Here is a 23,217-nt window from a genome sequence, read left to right as displayed (position 1 = left end):
CGATACGAAACGAAAGCAAGGATCGCTAGACAGTATGGCCAAGAAAGACGGTGCCATCGAGGTCGAGGGTCGCGTGGTCGAACCCCTGCCCAATGCGATGTTCCGCATTGAGTTGGAGAACGGACACAAGGTCCTGGCCCACATCAGCGGCAAGATGCGGCAGCACTACATCCGCATCCTGCCCGAGGACCGCGTCGTGGTGGAGCTCTCTCCCTATGACCTGTCCCGGGGTCGCATTGTGTACCGGTACAAGTAACCGCCCCCAAAAAAGTTCCGCCAGACAAGACGAGAGAACAGGATCGCGAAGCCGTGAAGGTGAACCCGAGCGTCAAGCCGATCTGCGACAAGTGCAGGGTGATCCGCCGGCACGGGCGGGTCATGGTGATCTGCTCCGATCCGCGGCACAAGCAGAGACAAGGTTAGTCAGGGCTTCCTTCGGGACCCGGCCGACCACAACGGCGAGCAAAACAACTGAATGAAGACCTCCCAGTACCACTGAACGGATACGCCGTTCATCCACGTCCGGCACGGAGGCCGGATCCCGATAGACGGGGAACGGACTGGGAACAGACCTCCGCCAGAAGAAGGAATACCGCCACATGGCACGGCTCGTGGGCGTTGATCTTCCGCGCGACAAGCGCATGGAGATCGCGCTGACCTACATCTACGGCATTGGCCGTACCCGCTCTCAGGAAATCCTGGACGCGACCGGAATCGACCGGAACATGCGCACCAAGGACCTCACCGACGACCAGGTGACCGTTCTGCGCGACTACATCGAAGGCAACCTCAAGGTTGAGGGTGACCTGCGCCGCGAGGTGCAGGCCGACATTCGTCGCAAGATCGAAATCGGCTGCTACCAGGGCTTGCGGCACCGCCGCGGTCTGCCGGTGCGTGGCCAGCGGACCAAGACCAACGCGCGTACCCGCAAGGGCCCCAAGCGCACCATCGCCGGCAAGAAGAAGGCCAGGTAACCCATGCCACCGAAGAAGGCAGGCGCTCCCAAGAAGGGCGTGAAGACGCGTCGCAGGGAAAAGAAGAACGTCCCGCACGGCGCCGCGCACATCAAGAGCACGTTCAACAACACCATCGTTTCGATCACCGACCCGCAGGGCAACGTCATCGCCTGGGCGTCGTCGGGTCACGTCGGCTTCAAGGGGTCGCGTAAGTCGACGCCGTTCGCCGCTCAGCTGGCTGCCGAGAACGCCGCCCGCAAGGCGCAGGAGCACGGCGTGAAGAAGGTCGACGTGTTCGTCAAGGGCCCGGGTTCGGGCCGCGAGACCGCCATCCGTTCGCTGCAGGCCGCCGGCCTGGAGGTGGGCGCGATTTCCGATGTCACCCCGCAGCCGCACAACGGTTGCCGTCCGCCCAAGCGGCGCCGGGTCTAGGCACAGGGCCAGGAAGGAAACTAGAAGCTCATGGCTCGTTACACCGGACCCGCGACCCGCAAGTCGCGCCGCCTCGGCGTCGACCTGGTCGGCGGCGATCAGTCGTTCGAGAAGCGCCCCTACCCGCCCGGCCAGCACGGCCGCGCGCGGATCAAGGAGAGCGAATACCGCACGCAGCTGCAGGAGAAGCAGAAGGCTCGCTTCACCTACGGCGTGCTGGAGAAGCAGTTCCGCAAGTACTACGAAGAGGCCAACCGCAAGTCGGGTAAGACCGGCGAGAACCTGCTCCAGATCCTGGAGAGCCGGTTGGACAACGTCGTGTACCGCGCCGGTTTGGCCCGGACCCGCCGGATGGCGCGTCAGCTGGTCAGCCACGGCCACTTCACCGTCAACGGTGTCAAGGTGAACATCCCGAGCTACCGGGTGTCGCAGTACGACATCATCGACGTGCGGGACAAGTCGCTGAACACCGATCCGTTCATCATCTCTCGCGAGACCGCGGGCGAGCGGCCGATCCCGTCCTGGCTGCAGGTCGTCGGCGAGCGCCAGCGCGTCCTGGTTCACCAGCTCCCTGAGCGGGCGCAGATCCAGGTGCCGCTCGCAGAGCAGCTCATCGTCGAGTTCTACTCGAAGTAACGCTTTCCGACCACCCGGTCAGAAAGCACCCAGACGGCATCAAATAGCGGGTGCCGAGAAGGAGATAGAAAACAATGCTGATTTCTCAGCGGCCCACACTGTCCGAAGAGACCGTCGCCGAGAACCGCTCCAAGTTCGTCATCGAACCGCTGGAGCCGGGTTTCGGATACACGCTGGGTAACTCGCTGCGGCGCACGCTGCTGTCGTCCATCCCGGGCGCAGCGGTGACCAGCATCCGCATCGACGGTGTGCTGCACGAGTTCACCACCGTCCCCGGGGTGAAGGAAGACGTCACCGACATCATCCTGAACCTCAAGGGCCTGGTCGTCTCCTCCGAGGAGGACGAGCCGGTCACCATGTACCTGCGCAAGCAGGGGCCGGGTGCGGTCACCGCCGGTGACATCGTGCCGCCGGCCGGTGTGACGGTGCACAACCCCGACATGCACATCGCGACGCTGAACGACAAGGGCAAGCTGGAGGTCGAGCTCGTCGTCGAGCGTGGCCGCGGCTACGTCCCAGCCGTGCAGAACAAGGCGTCGGGCGCCGAGATCGGCCGTATCCCGGTCGACTCCATCTACAGCCCCGTGCTGAAGGTCACCTACAAGGTGGAGGCCACCCGCGTCGAGCAGCGCACCGACTTCGACAAGCTGATCCTCGACGTCGAGACCAAGAACTCGATCAGCCCGCGTGACGCTCTGGCGTCGGCCGGCAAGACCCTGGTCGAACTGTTCGGTCTGGCACGCGAACTCAACGTCGAGGCGGAAGGCATCGAGATCGGGCCGTCGCCCGCCGAGGCCGACCACATCGCGTCGTTCGCCCTGCCGATCGACGATCTGGATCTGACGGTGCGGTCGTACAACTGCCTCAAGCGCGAGGGTGTGCACACGGTGGGCGAGCTGGTGGCCCGCACGGAGTCCGATCTGCTGGACATCCGCAACTTCGGCCAGAAGTCCATCGACGAGGTGAAGATCAAGCTGCACCAGCTGGGTCTCTCGCTCAAGGACAGCCCGGCCACCTTCGATCCGTCCGAGGTCGCCGGTTACGACGCCGCCACCGGAACCTGGACCAGCGATGCCGGCTACGACCTGGACACCGACCAGGACTTCGCCGAAACCGAACAGCTCTAACAGGGTAGATTCCCCCGGGCTTCGCCCGCCCGATCCGTCCCGGTCCTACCTGATACGGGGACCGGCCCCATTTAGGAGATAGTCGCAATGCCCAAGCCCACCAAGGGTGCCCGCCTCGGCGGGTCGTCCTCACACCAGAAGGCGATCCTGGCCAACCTGGCCACGTCGCTGTTCGAGCATGGTCGGATCAAGACGACCGAGCCCAAGGCGCGGGCGCTGCGGCCCTACGCGGAGAAGCTGATCACTCACGCCAAGAAGGGCAACCTGCACAACCGGCGTGAGGTCATGAAGAAGATCCGCGACAAGGACGTCGTGCACGCCCTCTTCGCCGAGATCGGTCCCTTCTTCGCCGACCGCGACGGCGGCTACACCCGCATCATCAAGGTCGAGAACCGCAAGGGCGACAACGCCCCCATGGCAGTCATCGAGCTGGTGCGGGAGAAGACCGCGACCTCCGAAGCGGACCGTGCACGCCGGGCCGCCGCGTCGCAGGCCAAGGCGGCCGACACCAAGGTTGAGGACGCCAAGGCTGAAGAGGCCGAGGTCGTCGAGGCCGACGAGGCTGCACTGGCCGAGGAGACCCCGGCCAACGAGGCCGAGGCCGCTGACGAGGCCATCGCCGACGCTCAGACGGCTGAGGCCGAGGCTTCGGCTGAGGATGACGCCAAGTCCTAAGGACGTTCACGACGTGCCCGCCATCGACTCCGGTGGCGGGCACGTTCGTCTGCGGTTGGACATCGCCTACGACGGAACGGATTTCGCCGGCTGGGCTCCTCAGGCCGGGCAACGCACCGTGGCCGGCGTGATCGAGGAGACGCTGTCGACGGTGTTCCGCGATCCGGTGCGGTTGGTGACTGCGGGGCGTACCGACACCGGCGTGCACGCCACGGGGCAGGTCGCCCACGTCGACGTGCCATGTGACGCACTGAGTTTCGCCTACCCCCGCACCTCCCGGCCCGGTGATCCTGAATTCTTGCCGCTGGTGCGACGGTTGGCGCGATTCCTGCCGACGGATGTGCGGGTGCGCCGTATCGAGCGGGCTGCTGCCGGTTTTGATGCCCGGTTCTCTGCGTTGCGCCGGCACTACGAATACCGCCTGTCCCTCGCGCCGTGGGGGGTGGACCCGCAGCAGGCCCGGTTCGTGACGCCGTGGCCGCGACCGCTGGACCTGGATGCGATGACCGTGGCATCGCAGGAGTTGTTGGGGCTGCAGGACTTCGCCGCATTCTGCCGGTTCCGTGAGGGTGCGACGACGATCCGTGACCTGCAGCGGCTGTCGTGGGCGCGCAGCGACAATCTGGTGACCGCCCGCGTCACCGCCGACGCATTCTGCTGGAACATGGTCCGCTCGCTGGTCGGTGCGCTGCTTGCGGTCGGGGAGGGGCGGCGCGAACCTGCGTGGATCGCCGGGCTTCTGGAGGCCGATCGCAGGTCCAGTGAATTCGCCGCCGCGCCTGCGCGAGGGCTGACTCTGGTGGCCGTCGACTATCCGCCCGACGATCAGCTGGCCGCGCGCATCGCCGTCACCCGGGATCTGCGCACGCTCTGAGCGCTGCCGCCGCCGAGACGACGGTTTTTGGCGCCAAATCGCCAAAACCCCGCGAAAAACCGTAGTGTCGGCGGGTCAGAGTCGAGCGGAGACGAACCTGGCGGCTTGGGCCACCATGCCCGATCGGATATAGCCGGGCGCCAGATGATCCTGCCATTCGGAGCGCCACTTGTACGGGCTGCTCGGATTGCAGATCGGATCGTCCGAGTGGCACAGGTCGATCGTGCGGTTTTGGTATGCCGGACTCAACGCCGTGATCGGCACAGCCCAGTTGGCGCCGTTGCCGAACAGTGCCACCGCCGCGATGTGCCGGTCGGTGCCCGCGGGTAGCGGGCTGTTGAAGGTGAACGCTGAGATGGGTACCGCGAGCACGAGATCGGTTGCGGCGGCGCCCAGCGAATAGCCACCCAACACGAGTCGGGTGTTCGGACAGTTGCGGGTCATCCACTGGATGTGGCGGCTCATGTCGTTGGCGCCCACGTCGACCTGGGTGTCGGCCGGGTAGTTCACCGGATAGAGGCTGATGTTCGGTCCGCGCAGGGCACGCAGGGCATTGACGAACGCAGCACCGACCTGTCCGGGCCCCGGGGGCTCCATGCGGCCGCGGGCGAACACCACCTCCGCCGGTGGGCATATGCCAGCCTTTGCGACGCCAATCAGGCTCGGCGCCACTGTCATTGGTACCACGACGGCAGTCAGGGCGGTGACCAGCGCGGCCAACGTCTGACGGCCAATCACGAATTCGATGGTATTGACGATCCCGTCGAGAATGGGTGCCGGTCCGGCAACGATCCGGCGACGAAGCGGTTCGCCTACGGACTACACCAGCCCGGCGACGAAGGCGGCGGCTTGGTTGGCGGCGCCTTCGTAGGCGCGGTGCGCGTCGACACTGTTGCCGTCGGTGCAGACGGGGTCGTTGGGGTTGCACAGATCGATGGCCCGCGCCCCGTAAACCGGGCTGGCGGTCATCGGTAGACCAAGCTTGGCCGACGGATTGCCGAACACTGCGACGGCCGCGATGTGGTCAGCAGCGTTGGGTGGCAATGGTGCATTGAAACCGACCGCCGGGAACGGGACCGCGGAGATGACGTCGATCACCGCCGCGCCCTGCGAGTAGCCGCCGAGCACGAGCCGAGTGTTGGGGCAGTTGTCTATCATCCACTGGACGTGGCCGCTGGCGTCGTTGGCGCCGTCGGCGGCAGCCAGGAAGTCGTAACTGGCGGGATAGTTCACCGCGTACGTGCCCACAGAACGGCCCCCCACCTTGTTGCGGAGCGCGCTGACGAAGGCGTTGCCGATCCGGCCGAGACCGGGCGTGTCATTGGTGCCGCGGGCGAACACGACCTGGATGTCGGGGCAGTTATCGGCCGAGGCGACGGCGAGCGTGCTTGCGGGCGCCGGCGTGACGAGTGCCGCCGCGGCGGTCAGGACGGCGGCGGCAACGAGAAGCGAGTAGCGACGAACAAGATCCATGGGCACACCAAATCCTAGCTTTCGGGCGTCACTAGACCAGGCGAGCGACGAAGTTTGCGGCCTGATCCGTCAGGCCTGCCGTCACGTAATTGCTGTGCGCGAACGGGTTCCGACCGCGCGAGCAGATCGGGTCCCCGTCCGTGCAGAGGTCGATGGCTTTGCCCCCGAAGATGGACGACGTAACAGGATTCCCGAACTTCGCGGCCGGGTTTCCGAAGGCCACCACGGCGGCGATCTGGGGCATCAGACTGCTGGGCAGCGGCGGTGCTGACCCGATTTCGCCGACCTTGTCGCCGAGCGGTGGTATGCCGGCGAGCATGTCGACCACGGCGGCACCCTGCGAGTAGCCGCCGAGGACGATCTTTGTGTCCGGGCACGAGGACGCCAGCGCGGTGATGCGGTTGACGGCGTCGTTCGCGCCGTCGGCGGCAGTCAGGAAGTCATAGCTCGCGGGATAGTTCACCCCATATGTGCCGACGGTGCGACCGCCCACCTGGGAACGTAGCGCGTCGGCGAAGGCCTGCCCCGGGCGTCCGAGGTCGGGTGCATCGTTGGTGCCACGGGCGAAGATGACTTCGATGTCGGGACACGTTTCGGCCACGGCCGGCGCGGCGAAGGTGAGCGGTAATGCAGCACTGACCAGGGTCGAGATGATCGCGGCCACCCGGGCCGACTTCCGGAGAAGACTCACGGACCACATCGTCACACAAAATGCTTAGCTACGGCTAATCGTTTGCCGGGTCCGTTGTCTCGCGTAGCGGCATATCGGGCCAGCTCGCGAGCTCGACTTGACCGGCCGAACCGGGACTCACCTGCTCACTGCGGTCGCCCTGGCGGGCCAGCGCCAACCCCAACAGGACCACGGTGCCACCGATCGCCTGGCTGACCGTCATGGCTTCCCCCACCAGGATCCAGGCGGAGAGCACCGCGAACATGACCTCGGACAAGCCGACCAGCGATGCGAAACGCGGCTTGAGGCGGGCGATGCCGAAGATGCCGAGCGTGTAGGCGAGAGCCGTCGGAATCAGGCCCAAGGTGATCACCGGTACCAGCCACGGCGTGGTGAAACCGGCGATGACGACGGGGTTGGTCGTGAACGTCAGCGGCATCACACCCGTGACGCCGAGCAGCGCAACGGCTGCGGCTCCGACGATCAGGCCGCCCGATGCCAGGCTGATCGGGTTCAGACCCTCGCCGTCGGTGCTGACGTTGTTGGACATCACGAAGTAGCAGACCGCGCACACCGCGGCGGCCAGGGCCCAGGCGACGCCGATGATGTTGATGTGGGCGCCACTGAAGACATTGAGCACCAGCATGATCCCGGCGACCGCAAGACCGGCGCCGGCGAACGTCATCGAACTGGGGCGCCGCCGGGTGGTGGCCCATACCCACCCGACCACGAGGATCGGGGCGGTGTACTCCAGCAGGAGGGCCACGCCGACCGAGAGGTGCGCCACGGCGTTGTAGTAGCAGAGTTGAGCACCGGCGATGGGCACCAGCCCATAACTGATGACGGTCTTGGCGTGCCGAAGGGCCTCGCGGACCCAGCGGGGCCGGACAAAGCTGGCGAAGAGGGCCATTGCCACTGCTCCGCCCGCGAGCCGGGCGGTGACGGCGCCGGTCGGGCTCCAGCCGGCTTCGATCAGTGCTTTCGCGAAGGGACCCGAAGACCCGAACGCCAGCGCCGAACTGAGTGCGAACAGCAGGCCGAGCCGAAAGTGGTTGCCTGTGCTCGAGCGGTCGAGTTCGGTCGTGGCCATGGGTACACCTCCCGGGGCGTGCGTAAGCATGTAATGAGTAAAATGAATTTTGGTCATGACGCTACGACGGAAGGGGGTCACGAGTCAAATGCTTTTCACTTATGACACGGAGCTCACACTCCGGGCCGCCGCAGTGCTGGTCAACAGCGACCGGGTGGACGGGGAACAGCTCGGTGACCTGGCGGCTTTGGATGTGTATCTGGACAGCTTCGGATGGACCGGGCGGCGCGACCGCGACGACGCAGAACTGCGGGCGGTACACCGGCTCCGCACCCGGCTCGGGGACATCTGGGCAGTCGCCGAGGATGAGGAAGCCACGGTGGCCAGGGTCAACGTCTTGCTGCGGGAGACCAAGGCATCGCCGTGGCTGACCCGTCATGCGGAGAACCCCGATTGGCACCTGCATCTGGGCGCTGCAGACGACCCACTCTGGCAGCGGATGGGCGCCGAGATCTCCATGGCGATCGCAGACCTGATCCGCGGGGGTGAGCTCAGGCGGTTGAAGATCTGTGCGGCCCCGGACTGCACAGCGGTGCTGACCGACCTGTCCCGCAACCGCTCGCGGATTTTCTGCGACACCGGCAACTGTGGCAACCGCCAGCACGTCGCGGCCTACCGGCAACGGCAGCGCGCGGAGTAGCGCAGCAGCACCTCGGCGGCAGGGCTCCATTTCGGAGCAAGTTTTGGGTACCACTTTTCGTGCGCGGTGGGTGGCCGGGTGCGAGATAGAGTGATCGCCGGGGGACACATGGCACGACAACCGGCGACCCGGCTGCAGCTCAACGGGCATCGCTTCCTGATCCGGCGCACGCAGCACGCCCTGGTGCGCGGCGACGCCAGGATGATCGACGATCCGTTACGCGCACAATCGATTTCCCTTGCTGCTGGCGCAGTGCTCACGGTCGTGGCCTTCGCGGTGTACGCGGCGACGGCCATGCTGCGTCCCGGCGGCGATCTCGGTGAGACGCCGATAGTCATGACCCACGACACCGGGGCGCTGTACGTCCGGATCGCCGACACCATGCACCCGGTGCTCAACCTGGCGTCCGCCCGATTGTTGGCCGGAACACCCGGCGATCCGCGGCCGGTGAGCGCACGCGCGCTTGCCGGGGCGAAACGCGGACCGCTCGTGGGCATCCCGGGTGCACCCACGCAGATCGACCGTCCGTTGAGTATCGACGAATCGGATTGGACGGTGTGCGATGTGGCAGATCCGTCCTCGAGCGTGTTGATCGTAGGCAGGCTGCCTGCGGATGCTTCCGGATTGCCGTGGGGGCAGGCGCTACTGGTGGCGCCACGCGGTGAGGGCGCCGCGGCGACATACCTGATCTTCGACGGCTGGCGCGCGGCGGTCGATCTGCGGGATATCGCTGTGGTGCGCGCATTGCATCTGGAAGGTATTGCACCGCTGTCGGTTTCACGATCACTACTCGACAGTGTGCCGGAGGCGCCGGCGATCCAGGCACCGCAGATCGCCGATGCCGGCGCACCCGGTCCGCCCGCGCTGGGCGGTCTGGGCGTGGGCACGGTGGTGCGGGTGGAACGGGCGGCAGGCCACGAGTTCTACGTCGTGCTCTCCGGCGGGGTGCAGCGCATTCATCGGATCGTCGCTGACCTGATCCGGTTCACCGTCGCCCAGCCGGGCGGACAACCGCCGGTGGTCGCGGCCGACGCGATTGCGAACGTGCCGTTCGTCGAGACGTTGCCGGTGCGCACGTTTCCCGATCGGGTTGCACAGCACACCGGCGACACCGTGTGCGCCGGATGGGATCCCCGGCGTGCAGGGAAGGATACGAAAAGTACCGTCATTGTTGGTGATTCGCTACCCTTGGGCAGCCCCGACGATGGCGTGGTATTGGCGCAGGCAGACGAGGAGGGGCCGAACATCGACCGCGTCATCATCCCGGCCGGCCGCGGCGCATTGGTACGTTCCACTGCTGTCGCCGGCGGTACTGGGACCGCCGGTTCGCTGTTCTATCTCAATGATCGCGGCGTGCTGTTCGGTGTACACGACGAGCAGGCCGCCGAACATCTCGGTCTCGCCGTCTCGGCGGTGCCGGCTCCGTGGCCGATGCTGGCACTGCTGCCCCGAGGCCCCGAACTGAGCCGCGACGCGGCGTCAGTCGTCCGCGACGGTGTGACCGTCATCGGGGCGGCGCCGTAACCGGTTGGTGGCCAACACCGTTACCAGGACCGCCACGATGCATGCCGCAGCACCCCCGAATGCGGTCCGGCGCTGCGGACCGTCAGCGACCCTGGCTGCTGTCGTCGGTACCACCGGCGGGACAGCGGCCGGCGCGGCAGCGACGGGTGCCCCGCTGCTGACCGCCGCCGTGGCGTCGACGACACCGCTGCCGACGAACGGATCCCAGCCTGCCGGCGGTCGGTGTGCCGTCGCCTCGATACGCCGCATGACATCGCGCGCGCCGAGATGCGGAAACCGCGCCCGAACCAGGGCAGCGATGCCGGCAACGACCGGAGCCGCGTAGCTGGTGCCGGAGATCGGATTCGCTTCTGCGAGATGGTCGATCAGTCCTTCGGCGTCGGGATGCAGTGATACCACGCCCTCACCGGGCGCGGCGACGTCAACCCATGGCCCACCCAGTGTGAAATCCGATGCCGCGCCGTCGCGGTCGACCGATCCGACCGTCAGGACCAGATCGTCGTACCAGGCCGGACTGGCCACCGAGCGCACGGTGTCCCAGTTCGGTCCTCCGGCGCCGCCCGCCGACGGATTCTGCTCGGGGCAGTGGCCGGCACCGCCGACGTTCCCGGCCGCGGTCACGACGACGACGTTCTTGACATCGACCGCGTAGGCGAGCGCGGCGCCCAATGCCCGGTCGTCGAGCGAGTCGGTGGCCGCGATGCACGCCACTGACGAGATGTTGATGACGGTCGCACCGAGGTCGGCCGCGGTGCGCACGGCCCGGGCCAGGGTGTCGACATCACCGATCCCTGTTGACTGCCCCTCGGCGGCGAACTTGGTGCTCGACTGACGGATACTGAGAATCGTTGCCTCGGGCGCGATCCCGCTGAAGCCAAGGCCATCGGGGGAGCCGCCGATCAGCCCGGCCACGATGGTGCCGTGGCCGTCGCAATCGCCGGTGCCGTCGCCACGCGCCACATAGTCACCGCCGCCGACGAGGTGGGGTAGCAGCCGGTGCCGGGCCACACCGGTGTCGATCACCGCAACCGTCTGGCCGCTGCCTCTGGTGAGCCGCCACACCGCATCGAGCTCGATCGGGTTGTGGGCGCCTTCGGCCGCATGAGTGGTCGGCGTGAAGCACTGCCCGCGCTGCCGAGTTGGGCCCGGCGGAGCGGGAGCGGACGGCGGCGGCAGCAAGGCATTGTCGACCGACGGCGGAATCACCGTGAGGATCGGTCGCGGTCCCACCGCGGTGACAGATGGTGCCGCCGCGATCTGAAGCACCGCCGCCGCCGCGATCAAGCGCAGAGGCCGGCTCATGACAGGCTCAGGCCCCGCGCCAATTCGAACAGCCCGGCCAGCCAGCACGCCAGCGGTACCATCGAAGCCAGGGCGAGGTATTCCGTAGCGTCGATGATGCGCACCGCCCGGTGAGTGGCGGCCGTAGTGGGCACAACCGGCACGAGCGCCGTCAGCCCCACGCCGACCGCAACACCGGCGGCCCAATTCGCGGACATCGGCGACCAAGCCACCGTGAGGACGAATGTCGCTGTCGCGGCCGCGAATCCAGCTGCGATGAGGGATGTCCGGCACAGGCCCGAGGCATGCGAACGAGCGCGCAGCACCAGCGCCACCGCGACCGCGCCGGTGAATGCCAGTGCCGCCGGCGGCACCGACTGCCGGGCGCCGACGGCGACAAGGACCGTCCCCAGTCCGGCTGCAACGGACAACCCGGTAACCAGACCCACCAGGGCCCGATGTCCGACCAGGGCACGGCCCGTGACGTCATCGGCATCGTCGTGGTCGCCGGGAACCGCCGGCGTGAGGCCGGCCAGTGCGATGGACAATCGCGGAGCGATGGTGAGAGCGCCGAGCGCCGCCGTCGCCAACAGGGCCCCGAGTGCTGCTGCGGGTATCGGGCGGATCACCGCCAAGCCGGTCGCCACCGCCACTGTCGCGGCCACCGCCAGCACGGCGATCAAAACGACTGTCCCGCAATCGGATAGCCGCAGCAGTACGACACCTACAGAGGCCGAAGCCACCGCGGCCAGAAAGACGTTCGCCGGTGCGGGGCCGCCCGGGACCGCGAGGAACCCGAACACCGCAACCTGCAGCATCGCACCGAGATCCAGCGCCGTGACGGATTCCGGGCTGCGGTGCACTCGGCGGGCAACGATCGCAGCGCCCGTCACGGCAATGGCCAGGGCGGCCGCCGTGGCCACTCCACCGGCACCGGGTGCGGACCCACCCGCCCACAGCAGTGTCAGTGCGCCAAGAAGTACCGCCGCCAGACAGCAGGCCGGTCGCAAAGTCGCGGGCAGATCGTCGGGGATCGCGGCGAGCGCACTGGCGAGAGACGGATCCCGGGGCCGGGGCTTCGGTACCGTGGTGGCCGACAACAGCAGCAGATCGCCATCGCGAACATCGTTCTGGGCCAGTGACATCGACTCGTCCAGTGACGGACCGCCGACACGGGACAAGCTCCAGTGGCGCAATCCGGTGCCGGCACCGACGGCGTCGGTGATGGCGGGGATGAGCTGCCTGACGGCCATCGACGACGGGAGGGTCAGATCGACCGTCGCCGATTCGTCGGCGTCGGGCAGCTCACAATGAATCGCCACGCGGCACAGTGCATCCGGCATTCATCACCCCCCGGTCGACGCCAGTCAACACACCGTAACCGAGCAATGCGGAAGCGGATTGCAGCAATTCGGCTGGAACGGTTGGGCTCCGGCGTGCGTCCTACCGTCGATGGAGTTCACCGCACAACACCGGTCGGTCTCCTCACCGGCCCCGTCCGGCGAGGTGGTCATCGACGCGCCGCCACCGGTGCCGACGAGTGCACCGGCGAACCTAGTGACCCGCGTGCTGCCCGTGGTGTTGGTGCTGGCCATGGCGGGCATGATGGTCGTCTACTTCAGTTCGGGCGCCGCGACCTCGCGCGGACCGATGTTCACGCTGTTCCCCGTGATGATGGTGATGTCGGCCCTCGGCACGCTGGCCTACAGTGTGCGTGGCAACGGACGGACCGCGGAACTGAACCGAGACCGGCGGAACTATCTGAACTATCTCGACGGCATCGACATCGCCGCCGCCGGGACCGCGAGTGCACAGCGGGATTCGTTGCACTCGGCCTACCCGCACCCCGAACTGTTGTGGACGTTGGTCGGCACTGACCGCATGTGCCGGCGCCGGCCCGCCGATCCCGACTTCTGCGTGGTCCGGATCGGTGTGGGCGAGGTCGCCTTGGCCACCCGCCTGGTCGCCCCCGAACTCCCAGCGTCCACCGAGCAAGACCCGGTGACGGCGACAGCGGTGCGCCGCCTGGTCGAGCGCCGTTCGACCGTGCCCGACGTACCGGTCACCATGGAATTGCCGAACAGCGGCAACATCTTTGTGGTCGGGGACCGGCCAGAGGCCCGCGCGCTGGTACGCGCGGTCATCTGTGGGCTGGCGGCAGCGCATGAACCGCATGATGTGCGCGTGGCCGCGGTGCTCGACGGAGCCTCCGAGCAGCAGTGGGAGTGGCTGAAATGGCTGCCGCACCACCAGCATCCGCGGTCGCCGCACCCATTCGAGAATCTGCAGCGCTACCGCACGCCGGCAGAGGCGTGCGCCGGGGCGGTGGCGGCGGAGCATCTGGTGGTCATCGTCGATCAGACGACGGGGCAGGTGCCGCAACCGACGACAGGTATCACCGTGGTGGTCATCGGAGGGACGACCGGGACCACAGACCGAATCCTCGATGTCGGCTCCGACGACATCTTCTGGGACAGTTTGGCTATCGACGATGCCGTGACCTGCGCGCGTCGACTCGCGCCGTATCGGCCGACGGAATCGGCCCGGGCACCCACGGACTGGCCCGGTCTCGTCGGTGTCGGCGACCCCGCGGCGCTGGACCCGGCGATCACCTGGCGACAGGCCGACCCGCGGCGCCTGTTGCGGGTGCCGATCGGTGTGTGCGAGACCGGTGCGCCGGTGTATGTCGACCTCAAGGAGGCGGCCCAGAACGGCATGGGCCCGCACGGGCTCTGTGTCGGAGCCACAGGATCGGGGAAATCGGAGTTTCTGCGGACCCTGGCCCTGGGTTTGATCGCGACCCATTCACCAGAGGTGCTCAACCTCATCCTCGTCGACTTCAAGGGCGGCGCAACATTTCTCGGCCTCCGCGCGGCACCGCATGTCAGTGCATTGATCACCAATCTCGCCGATGAAGCCGCGTTGGTGGCGCGGATGGCCGACGCGCTGGCCGGGGAGATCACCCGTCGCCAGGAGATCCTGCGGGCAGCAGGCAATCTCGCGAACATCACCGAATACCAACGGCACCGGACCGACCTACCGCCACTGCCCGCCCTGTTGATCGTGGTGGACGAATTCTCCGAACTGCTCCACCAACACCCCGATTTTGCCGAGTTGTTCGTCGCCATCGGTCGGCTGGGCCGCTCACTGGGCATGCATCTGCTGCTGGCCAGCCAGCGGCTCGACGAGGGCAGGCTCCGCGGCCTGGAAACCCACCTGTCGTACCGAGTGTGTTTGAAGACCTTCTCGCCCAGTGAGTCCCGCGCGGTGCTCGGCGTCACCGACGCGCACCAATTGCCGAGCACACCGGGGGCGGCCTTCCTGAAAACACCTGCCGGCGACCTGACTCGGTTTCAGACCGCGTTCGTCTCGACACCCATGCCCATGCCCGCGACTGCCGCGACGGCCCCGCCCGCGACGCATGTCCGCCCGTTCACCGCGCAATGGGCCCCGGCGGCTCCGGCGGCTCCGGAGACCGGCCCGACCTTGCTGGACACGGTGCTCGGGCGCCTGGCCGGACACGGCCGGCCGGCGCATCAGGTGTGGCTGCCGCCACTGCCGGACGCGGTACCGCTCAGTGATGTGTTGATGCCCGCACCCACACCGTTGACGGTCTCGATCGGATTGATCGACAGTCCCTTCGAGCAGCGTCGCGACCGCCTCACCGTCAGTCTCGACGGGACCGCGGGCAACGTGGCGATCGTCGGCGGCCCGCAGTCGGGCAAGTCGATGACCGCCAGGACTCTTGCACTGTCGCTGGCCGCCACTCATCACCCCCGCGACGTTCAGATCTACTGCCTCGATTTCGGCGGTGGCGGGCTGGCGTCCCTGCTGGCGCTGCCCCATGTCGGTGCGGTGGCCGGTCGACACGATCCGGATCTGGTGCGGCGCACGGTGGCTCAGCTGGAGTCCGTGGTGCGGCGTCGGGAAACACGCTTCGCTGAGACGGGGATCGATTCGATGGCCGACTATCGTCGTCATCGCGCATCCGGCGGCGTGGCCGATGACCAGTTCGGCGATGTGTTCCTGATCGTCGACGGCTGGTCGGCGCTCCGGCAGGACTTCGATGTGGTCGCGGAGGTGGTCACCGGACTTGCCGGACAAGGACTTTCGTTCGGTGTGCACGTCGTGCTCACCGCGTCGCGGTGGGCGGAATTCCGGCCCGCCGTCAAGGATCAACTCGGCACCCGCATCGAACTTCGGCTCGGTGAACCTGCCGAATCGGAGATGGATCGCAAGCGGGCCCGCACACTCGATGACCGCCGCCCGGGGCGGGGACTGACCCGAGACGGTCGCGAGTTGCTGATCGGGACACCGCGGCTCGACGGCGTCGCGACCACGGCAGGGCTGGTCGACGCGGTCGAGCGGGCCGGTGACACGTTGCGCGCCCACCACCCCGGCGTGTGTGCGCCACCGATCCTGCTGCTGCCGAAACTGGTCGAGCACCACAGCCTGCGCACTGCCAGCCGGTCACGGCCCGCTACCCAGGTGGTCCTCGGGCTGGGCGAGCGTGAACTACGCCCGGTACTAATGGATTTCACCGACCAGAGCGATCTGATCGTGCTCGGCGACGCCGGCTGCGGCAAGACGACGGTGTTGCGCACCTTGTGCACCGACCTGGTCGAGACCAACGGTGCGAGCGGCGTTCGCCTGCTCATCGTCGACTTCCGGCGCACCCTGCTCGGCGTCGTGGAGTCCGATCATCTGGCCGGCTACGCCGTCTCACCGGAGGCGCTGGCGGCTCAGTTGCCGGCTGCGCTGGAATTGTTGCGAGCCAGGATGCCCGGACTGGACGTCACCCAGCAGGAGTTGCGCAGCCGGTCGTGGTGGTCGGGGCCGGAGTTCTACGTCGTGGTGGACGACTACGACCTGGTGGCAGGCGAGCATGGCAATCCGCTGACACCGGTACTCGAATATCTGCCGCACGCAAAGGATGTGGGCCTGCATCTGGTCGTCGCCCGCCGGTCCGGTGGAGCGGCACGGGCCATGTTCGACCCGGTGCTGGCGCGGATGAAAGATCTCGGCTGCATGGGGCTGATGATGAGTGCGGGCCCCGACGACGGGACGCTGCTCGGTGGCGTGCGGCCGCGACCGCTGCCGCCCGGGCGTGGCACGCTGATCACCCGGACCGGGGCCGAGCAGCTGATCCAGGTGGCTGTCGTGCCAGAGCGGGACACGACGTGACAGCGACTGTGATCGAGGCGGGTCCCGTGCTGGTACGAGGCCCCGGCGCGGTTCCCGCCGAGCTGTCACAGATCGCAGTCGAGTGCATCGACGACGCATTGGCGCTCGTCGACGACGAGCCCATGCCGGTCGACGAGCTGTGGGTACAGGTGCTCCGCACGGCGGCAGGCGGCCACGCCGACACGCCGATCGTCGTATGCCCCACGTGGTGGACCACTGCCCGGGTCGACCGGGTCCGGGCTGCTGCTGCGGATATCGATGGGGTTGTGCTGCGCCGAGCGCCGGCGTTTGCCGCGGGACTGGAAGATCTGTCCTGGGCGGTGGTGGAGATCGCCGACGAGCTCGTCGTGGTGTCGCGCGGGGACGGTGAATCGGTGCGGCTGGTCCGCCGCGGCGTCCTGGCGACGTTGGCTGACCAGGTGGCTGATGCGACCCTGGGTGCCGCGCAGGTCATCGTCGATGCGCCGCCTGAGGTCGGTGGTTCCGACGGACTGGGCAAGGCGATCGCCGACGCCGTAGGGTGCTGTGGCGCAACGATATCCATCGCCGCGTCCCAGACACTCGGGCGCTGCGCCCGGGGTGCGGTCGCGCGCAACGAGGTGACTGCGACCTCCGCACCGACAAGGCGCCGGGGCAACCGCCGTGCTGTCGGCGCCGGGCTGGTGACGGCGATCGCGTGTGCAGCCATCGCGACGCGGCCGGGCGCCGAACCGGACCGGAGGGTGCTCGTGGAAGGCCGCGTCGGCATGCAGGTCCCGGCCGAGTGGAGTGTTCGCCGGATCACCGGTGGACCGGGATCGGCACGCGTCGAAGTGGTTTCGGCCGACGATCCGATCGCCGTGATCCATCTGACGCAGTCACCGGCCGACAGCGCCGACTCTCGAGCCGTGGCCGCGACCCTGCGCCGCGCCCTGGATGAGCAGCCGCCGGGCGTGTTCGTCGATTTCAATCCCGCCGACCGGATCGCCGACCGCCCCGTGGCCAGCTACCGCGAGGTGCGTGGCGGCCGGGAGATCCGCTGGGCGGTGCTGGTGGACCACGCGGTGCGCATCGCGATCGGTTGTCAGGGCGTAGCGGGCCGCGACCTGTTCCCGGAGTGCGAGGCGGCGATCCGTTCGGCGCATGCGGTGAATTGAAATCGGATGGAACCGAAACGGTACCGCCGGCGTCGAATTGATATACCCCGCAACACAAGACCGGAAGGTGCGAGATGGCTTCAACCTCGGGATCCCTTGGTACCGACTTCGACGTTATGACCACGGCGGCCGGCCGGATCGATGCCGTCAACGACGACATTCGGGCGATGCTGCAGACGTTCATCGGGCGGATGAGCAGCGTGCCACCGTCAGTCTGGGGCGGAGTGGCGGCGCTGCGGTTCCGTGATGTGGTGGACCGGTGGAATGGCGAATCCGTCAAGCTGCACACCGCGTTGCAGCGTATTGCCGAAACCATCCGCTACAACGAACGCACGCTGCGCGAAGCCGCCGAGGGACATTCGCAACAGCTCGGCGCCGTCGCGGACACCTTGTGATCGATCGGAGCCACGCATGAGCCAGGTACTGTCCTACAACTTCGGCGAGATCGAATACTCGGTCCGCCAGGAGATTCACACCACGTCCGCGCGGCTGAACGCGGCCCTCGACGACCTGCGGTCGCAGTTGGCCCCGCTGCAGCGGGTCTGGACCCGCGAAGCGGCCGAGGCCTACCAAGTGGAGCAGTCCCGGTGGAACCAGGCCGCGGCGTCACTCAACGAGATCTTGGTCAACCTCGGCAACGCGGTTCGCGATGGTGCCGATGAGGTGGCCGCCACCGACCGCAGCGCCGCCAACGCATGGGGTTACTGATCCCCGCCGACGAAGCTTGTGCGGTCCCGCTCGGAATGGAGAGGCCAGCGGGACCGCACATTTCGTCGAGCATGCAGCCAGGACAGCTGACCGGCGACACGATCGCGTTCGTTGCGGTAGTGCATCGCCAGCCAGGCGGCACGGTACACGTCGCCGGCCCGCTCCGCCCTGGCGATGCGGTCGTGTTCACGGGCGGCCAGCCACGACAGCCGCATCGCGAACACCGGTCCGGTGACGGTCTGCAGCACCCTGTCGTAGCCTCGGCTGAGTAGTGAAAGCGATTGATAGGCAGCGGTTTCTGCTTGTTTCCGAGCAGTGTCGGCGTGCTCGCGATAATCGGTGGTACCGACCCGTCGTCGGGTACGACGCAGTATGGTGCGCCAGCCGACCAGGGTGTGAGCGGCAACCAGGGCAGCGTTGACAGCTTCCAGTGAGCTGAGTGTGCCACCGTGGTCGCGGTCTCGAATCTCGGCGGCCCGCTCGAACAACGCAGCCACCGTCGGTGTCGGTGCCCTGGTGATCAGGTCAGTGGCGGGGCGGATCAAAGCGGTTGGGGCGCCGAAGTATCCGAACACCTCGCGGGTCAGACCGTCGTTGCGGACGAAATTGCCGACGGCACGGTGCAGCCAGCCCGCCAGAAGCAGTATCGGGATCGCGAACACCAGTTGATAGATCCACCAGACCCCGGCCACGAGCAGCCCGTAGTAGACGACCAGCGCGGCCAGCAATCCGAGAGCGATCAGCGTCAGCCGGACGATCTCCTTGCCGCGCCGGGGATACTGCGCTCGATAGGCCACCACGAGGGTGTCGCGATCGATGTCGGTGGCGATCTGCCGGTAACCGGGTGCGGTGGCCGGCAGCTTCTCGGCGAGCAACAGCGACCGATACAGCCGGCGCTGCAGTTGCCCCTTAAAAGTGAAGTCAGCGTGGTTGGTGACCACGGCGATCACTGCGGGGGCAACCGCGATCAGTGGCAGGCAGGCCATCACGATGTCGAACAGCATCGCTGCAGAGTCTAGGCGGCCTGCCCGGCTGATTTAGTGTTTGCCGTTACCCGCGGCGTCGTTGGGACGACTCGGTCGGCGCCGCCGGCCACTGCGGGCCGCGGGGCTTCCGGAACGGGAGCTGGTGACCCCGGCCGGATGGCCCGAGCCGCGTGGCTTGTTGCGCCGCGGCTGGGCTGGCTGGGGCCGTGCCGGTGTCGGCTCGGGACGTTTGGGTTCACCGAAAATTCGCTCACCGGGAGCGATCTGCTGCAGCACCGGATGATCGGTGCCGTTGACCCGGGTGATCGTCGGCTTGACGCCGGCCTTGCGCGTCAGGTTCCGAACATCCGACACCTGCGCATCGTGCATGAGCGTCACCACGGTGCCCTCGTTTCCCGCGCGGGCGGTACGTCCCGAACGGTGCAGGTACGCCTTGTGCTCGACCGGCGGGTCGGCGTGCACCACCAGGTTCACATCGTCGACGTGAATGCCGCGGGCGGCGATGTCGGTGGCCACCAGGACGGTCGCGGAACCGTCGGAAAACGAGGTGAGGTTACGGGTACGGGCATTCTGGGACAGGTTGCCGTGCAACTCGACCGCCGAGATACCTCGCGAATTGAGTTGGCGGGTAAGGTTTTTCGCACCGTGCTTGGTGCGTGCGAAGACGATGGTGCGGCCCGGGGCGGCGGCCAGGTCTGCGACCACGCTGACGCGGGCCGCGTTGTCCACGTGCAGCACGTGGTGCACCATCGCGGCGACAGGCGACTGCGCCGAGTCGACGCTGTGCACCACGGGATCGTGCAGGTAGCGCTTGACCAGCACATCGACCCCGGCATCGAGGGTGGCTGAGAAGAGCAGCCGCTGACCGTCTTTCGGAGTCTTGTCCAGCAGACGCTTGACGCCGGGCAGGAAGCCGAGGTCGGCCATGTGGTCGGCTTCGTCGAGCACGGTGATCTCGACGGCAGACAGATCGGCGTGACCCGATCGCACGTGGTCCTCCAGCCGGCCCGGGCAGGCGATCACCACGTCGACCCCCTGCTGCAGGGCGGAAATCTGCGGGCCGGCACTGACGCCGCCGAAGACATTCAGCGACTTCAGACCGGTCGCGGCGGCCAACGGAGCCAGCGAGGCCGCAATTTGGGTGACGAGTTCGCGGGTCGGGGCGAGAATCAGTGCGCGCGGCCGGCGGGACATCCGGCGGCTGTCGCTGCGGGCCAGCCGAGCGACCAGGGGCAGCAGGAACGCGTAGGTCTTGCCGGACCCGGTGCGGCCGCGGCCGAGCACATCGCGTCCTGTCAACGAGTCGGGCAGGGTCGCGGCCTGGATCGGGAACGGGGAGTGCACGCCGTCCTTCGCGAGGGCGGCGACGATCTCGGCCGGCAGGCCGAGCTCGGCGAATGTGGGCACAGTGCTACCACTGTGGGCTGGTGCAGACAAAATGAAACTCCGAAAAGTTAGAGGGCGGTCGTCCTGCCCGGCGCGGGTCACATCCCGCGGCGCTCGGTATGACGATCGAGGAGGCGGCACTGGCAGAACAGATGTGCCGATCAGCAGGGAGTCTACCGGTAGGCCGGCCGAAACCGCGGATCGCTCCGGTGTGACGTGCGTGACTGATGCGTCTTCCTCTGGCCCACATACGCCAGGAGCGATTCACTCCGAACCTGACATTTCTTCCTGTGAGCCCGGTCAACTATCCTGGCAGACACGCGCGTGGCCAGCGGAAATGGCTCAGCGCGAGGAGTGTGATCGAGGTGGGCATATCGAGGGCCGCCGGCGGCCGGGTGCCGTCGGCGCAGCTGCGTGCGGTCCGCGAGCTTTTCGTCGCCGGTGAGGTCGACGTCGCCTACCTCGACTCGACCCACGTCCGGCGCGTCGTCGTCGAGAGCTGGCAACGCAGCCTGGCCACTGGTGTGGACCCTGACCGGGGCGCACAGGCGGCGGCCGCCGCCGCCCGGCTCAGCGCGCTGCGGGAGGCCAATCCGTTGTCGAGTGCCCTTCCGGTGATCCGCCGGCTGCTGGTCGACGATGCCGCCGATTCTGGTGTCGTCGTCGCGATCACCGGCGCCGACGGCACGTTGCTGTGGGTGGAAGGTGACCTCGCCGCGTGCCGCAAAGTCGAGGCGATGAACTTCGTTCCGGGGGCCGACTGGAGCGAGCGCAGCGCAGGCACCAACGCGCCGGGCACGGCACTCGCCCTCGACGCCGAGGTGCAGATCCGCGGTTCCGAACACTTCTCCCGTGTCGTCCAGCCGTGGAACTGCACAGCGGTGCCGGTTCACGACCCGGCGACCGGAGCGCTGCTCGGCACCATCGATCTCACTGGTGGCTCAGCCATCGTGACGCCGCAGACATTGGCTCTGGTCCGCGCCACCGCTGTGGCGGTGGAAAACCATCTGGCGCTGTTGCGGTTGACCCAGCCCGCGAGTGAGCCCACGCCCACCGAGGCCCGCCTCAGCGTGCTGGGGGCCGACCGTCCACAGTGGCAGCACACCGACAGCGACGGGATGGCGCGTTCAGCCATGCTGACCGGCCGGCATGCCGACATCCTGGTGTTGCTCCTGCGCCATCCGGAAGGTCTCAGCGCCGACCACCTCGCCGTGCTCCTCGACGAGAAGGACCTCGACGTGGTGACAGTCCGTGCCGAGATGTCGCGGTTGCGCCGGGTCATCGGCGAGGCCTACCTCGCGTCACGGCCCTACCGGCTGGCCAAACCCATCGCCAGCGACATGGGTGAGGTGTTCGATGCGCTGGGCGCCGACGACGTGGACGCGGCGTTGCGAGCGTATTCCGGTGAGCTGCTGCCGCAATCGGTGTCCCCAGCGGTGGCGCGGCTGCGGACCGAGCTGAGTGCCGGCCTGCGCGGCGCTGTGCTGGCCGAATCCAACCTGGAAACGCTGCGGCGCTGGCTGGAACTGCCCGAAGGCCGTGACGACCGCGAAGGTTGGCGGAGGTTGTACGACCACAGCGACGCGGGTGCCGGTACCCGGGCCAAGGCACACGGCCACCTCGTCGGCATCGATTTCGATCTGAGCTGATCTGCTCCTCACGTCCGCGGACTTGAATCTGCTCGGCACGACGTTGCAACGTCGTGCAACTGTGGTGCAACCCTGCGGAACCTATCTTCAGTGATCACCGACACATTCGTCGTCTGAAGGCAGGGAGAAGTCATGACTGTGTACGCCCGTCCGGGTGCCGAAGGCTCGTTGATGACCTTCGAGTCGCGCTACGCCAACTACATCGGTGGCGAATGGGTGGCCCCCGTCGAGGGCCGGTACTTCGAGAATTCGTCGCCGGTCACCGGGCAGGTGTTCTGTGAGATCCCGCGGTCCACCGAGGCTGATGTCGAGAAGGCGTTGGACGCCGCGCATGCGGCCGCCCCGGCGTGGGGTAAGACCTCGCCCGCCGAGCGTGCCAACGTTCTCAACAAGATCGCCGATCGGATCGAGGCCAACCTCGAGTCCGTCGCGCTGGCCGAGTCGTGGGACAACGGCAAGCCGATCCGGGAGACGCTCAATGCGGATATCCCGTTGGCGGTGGATCATTTCCGGTATTTCGCAGGGGCGATCCGGGCGCAGGAAGGCTCGCTGAGCCAGATCGACGAGGACACCGTCGCTTACCACTTCCACGAGCCGCTGGGCGTGGTGGGGCAGATCATCCCGTGGAATTTTCCGATCCTGATGGCGACCTGGAAGCTGGCGCCCGCCTTGGCGGCGGGTAATGCGGTGGTGCTCAAGCCCGCCGAACAGACCCCGGCGTCGATCCTCTACCTGTTCTCGCTCATCGGCGACCTGCTGCCCGCCGGTGTGGTGAACATCGTCAACGGGT

The 23,217-nt window shown here is 67.4% G+C and carries 24 protein-coding genes; 16 read left to right on the top strand and 8 right to left on the bottom strand.

What is annotated here, in order from left to right:
• Positions 1–34: 34 nt before the first annotated feature.
• From infA to truA, 8 genes are all read left to right on the top strand, one after another.
• Positions 35–256 carry a translation initiation factor IF-1 gene (infA, locus tag H276_RS0115675; protein ID WP_003418601.1) on the top strand — a complete coding sequence of 74 codons (222 nt, stop codon included), beginning with the start codon at positions 35–37 and terminating at the stop codon, positions 254–256.
• Between the two features lie 53 nt (positions 257–309).
• Positions 310–423, top strand: a complete 114-nt coding sequence (rpmJ, locus tag H276_RS24170) for a 50S ribosomal protein L36 (protein WP_003879483.1) — start codon at positions 310–312, stop codon at positions 421–423.
• Positions 424–599: 176 nt separating this feature from the next.
• Entirely contained in the window at positions 600–974 is a 375-nt protein-coding gene (gene rpsM, locus H276_RS0115670; protein WP_018601786.1) for a 30S ribosomal protein S13, read from the top strand.
• 3 nt (positions 975–977) lie between these two features.
• Positions 978–1,388: a 30S ribosomal protein S11 gene (gene rpsK / locus H276_RS0115665; protein ID WP_019972253.1), complete on the top strand. Its 411-nt coding sequence runs from the start codon at positions 978–980 to the stop codon at positions 1,386–1,388.
• A gap of 30 nt (positions 1,389–1,418) precedes the next feature.
• Positions 1,419–2,024: a 30S ribosomal protein S4 gene (gene rpsD, locus H276_RS0115660; RefSeq protein WP_019972252.1), complete on the top strand. Its 606-nt coding sequence runs from the start codon at positions 1,419–1,421 to the stop codon at positions 2,022–2,024.
• Positions 2,025–2,098: 74 nt separating this feature from the next.
• Positions 2,099–3,151, top strand: coding sequence for a DNA-directed RNA polymerase subunit alpha (locus H276_RS0115655; RefSeq protein WP_018601783.1), 1,053 nt, complete (start codon positions 2,099–2,101; stop codon positions 3,149–3,151).
• 87 nt (positions 3,152–3,238) lie between these two features.
• The gene (gene rplQ, locus H276_RS0115650; protein ID WP_019972251.1) at positions 3,239–3,826 is read left to right on the top strand and encodes a 50S ribosomal protein L17; all 588 of its coding nucleotides are present in this window, start codon (positions 3,239–3,241) and stop codon (positions 3,824–3,826) included.
• Positions 3,810–4,700: a tRNA pseudouridine(38-40) synthase TruA gene (gene truA, locus H276_RS0115645; RefSeq protein WP_231376693.1), complete on the top strand. Its 891-nt coding sequence runs from the start codon at positions 3,810–3,812 to the stop codon at positions 4,698–4,700. The genes rplQ and truA overlap by 17 nt, the downstream gene beginning before the upstream one ends.
• A 75-nt stretch (positions 4,701–4,775) precedes the next feature.
• Here truA and H276_RS0115640 read toward each other — a convergent pair whose 3' ends face one another.
• The 4 genes from H276_RS0115640 to H276_RS0115625 all read right to left on the bottom strand — a co-directional run bounded on the left by H276_RS0115640 (position 4,776) and on the right by H276_RS0115625 (position 7,933).
• Positions 4,776–5,378, bottom strand: a complete 603-nt coding sequence (locus tag H276_RS0115640) for a cutinase family protein (protein ID WP_051111465.1) — start codon at positions 5,376–5,378, stop codon at positions 4,776–4,778.
• A gap of 141 nt (positions 5,379–5,519) precedes the next feature.
• Positions 5,520–6,173, bottom strand: coding sequence for a cutinase family protein (locus tag H276_RS0115635; RefSeq protein ID WP_019972248.1), 654 nt, complete (start codon positions 6,171–6,173; stop codon positions 5,520–5,522).
• Between the two features lie 31 nt (positions 6,174–6,204).
• On the bottom strand, positions 6,205–6,873 hold the full coding sequence (locus tag H276_RS0115630; protein WP_019972247.1) for a cutinase family protein: 669 nt from the start codon (positions 6,871–6,873) through the stop codon (positions 6,205–6,207).
• 25 nt (positions 6,874–6,898) lie between these two features.
• Positions 6,899–7,933: a DMT family transporter gene (locus H276_RS0115625; RefSeq protein ID WP_019972246.1), complete on the bottom strand. Its 1,035-nt coding sequence runs from the start codon at positions 7,931–7,933 to the stop codon at positions 6,899–6,901.
• An 88-nt stretch (positions 7,934–8,021) separates the two neighbouring features.
• Here H276_RS0115625 and H276_RS0115620 point away from each other — a divergent pair, with 88 nt between their 5' ends.
• Positions 8,022–8,573, top strand: coding sequence for a CGNR zinc finger domain-containing protein (locus tag H276_RS0115620; RefSeq protein ID WP_019972245.1), 552 nt, complete (start codon positions 8,022–8,024; stop codon positions 8,571–8,573).
• Positions 8,574–8,681: 108 nt separating this feature from the next.
• Positions 8,682–10,097: a type VII secretion protein EccB gene (gene eccB, locus H276_RS0115615; RefSeq protein WP_019972244.1), complete on the top strand. Its 1,416-nt coding sequence runs from the start codon at positions 8,682–8,684 to the stop codon at positions 10,095–10,097.
• Here the strand turns inward: eccB and mycP are convergent.
• Both mycP and eccD read right to left on the bottom strand, forming a co-directional pair.
• A complete protein-coding gene (gene mycP / locus H276_RS0115610; protein WP_019972243.1) occupies positions 10,053–11,399 on the bottom strand; it encodes a type VII secretion-associated serine protease mycosin in 1,347 nt (448 codons plus the stop codon). The genes eccB and mycP overlap by 45 nt on opposite strands.
• A complete protein-coding gene (eccD, locus tag H276_RS0115605; RefSeq protein WP_231376692.1) occupies positions 11,396–12,700 on the bottom strand; it encodes a type VII secretion integral membrane protein EccD in 1,305 nt (434 codons plus the stop codon). The genes mycP and eccD overlap by 4 nt, the downstream gene beginning before the upstream one ends.
• A gap of 130 nt (positions 12,701–12,830) precedes the next feature.
• On the opposite strand from eccD, the gene H276_RS0115600 reads away from it, so the two are divergent.
• The 4 genes from H276_RS0115600 (at position 12,831) to H276_RS0115585 (ending at position 18,406) form a co-directional block, all read left to right on the top strand.
• Positions 12,831–16,562, top strand: coding sequence for a type VII secretion protein EccC (locus H276_RS0115600; RefSeq protein WP_019972241.1), 3,732 nt, complete (start codon positions 12,831–12,833; stop codon positions 16,560–16,562).
• Positions 16,559–17,698 (top strand): type VII secretion-associated protein, encoded by a 1,140-nt coding sequence (locus tag H276_RS0115595; protein WP_019972240.1) that lies wholly within the window; start codon positions 16,559–16,561, stop codon positions 17,696–17,698. The genes H276_RS0115600 and H276_RS0115595 overlap by 4 nt, the downstream gene beginning before the upstream one ends.
• A gap of 74 nt (positions 17,699–17,772) precedes the next feature.
• Positions 17,773–18,093 carry a WXG100 family type VII secretion target gene (locus tag H276_RS0115590; protein ID WP_026357048.1) on the top strand — a complete coding sequence of 107 codons (321 nt, stop codon included), beginning with the start codon at positions 17,773–17,775 and terminating at the stop codon, positions 18,091–18,093.
• A 16-nt stretch (positions 18,094–18,109) separates the two neighbouring features.
• A complete protein-coding gene (locus H276_RS0115585; protein ID WP_019972238.1) occupies positions 18,110–18,406 on the top strand; it encodes a WXG100 family type VII secretion target in 297 nt (98 codons plus the stop codon).
• On the opposite strand, the gene H276_RS0115580 is transcribed toward H276_RS0115585, so the two are convergent.
• Together H276_RS0115580 and H276_RS0115575 are read right to left on the bottom strand one after the other, a co-directional pair.
• Positions 18,400–19,410, bottom strand: a complete 1,011-nt coding sequence (locus H276_RS0115580) for a hypothetical protein (RefSeq protein ID WP_019972237.1) — start codon at positions 19,408–19,410, stop codon at positions 18,400–18,402. The two genes, H276_RS0115585 and H276_RS0115580, sit on opposite strands and share 7 nt — an antisense overlap.
• A gap of 33 nt (positions 19,411–19,443) precedes the next feature.
• The gene (locus H276_RS0115575; RefSeq protein WP_019972236.1) at positions 19,444–20,799 is read right to left on the bottom strand and encodes a DEAD/DEAH box helicase; all 1,356 of its coding nucleotides are present in this window, start codon (positions 20,797–20,799) and stop codon (positions 19,444–19,446) included.
• 335 nt (positions 20,800–21,134) lie between these two features.
• Between H276_RS0115575 and H276_RS0115570 the strand changes: the two genes are divergently transcribed.
• A complete protein-coding gene (locus H276_RS0115570; RefSeq protein ID WP_019972235.1) occupies positions 21,135–22,427 on the top strand; it encodes a GAF domain-containing protein in 1,293 nt (430 codons plus the stop codon).
• Positions 22,428–22,559: 132 nt separating this feature from the next.
• A partial coding sequence (locus tag H276_RS0115565) for an aldehyde dehydrogenase family protein (protein WP_019972234.1) occupies positions 22,560–23,217 on the top strand: 658 nt, incomplete at its 3' end.

This window comes from Mycobacterium sp. 141, assembly GCF_000382405.1.
In the GTDB taxonomy this organism is placed as follows: Bacteria; Actinomycetota; Actinomycetes; order Mycobacteriales; family Mycobacteriaceae; genus Mycobacterium.
Note: the sequence above shows the minus strand (reverse complement) of the source record. Positions and strands in the feature narration are given on the sequence as shown.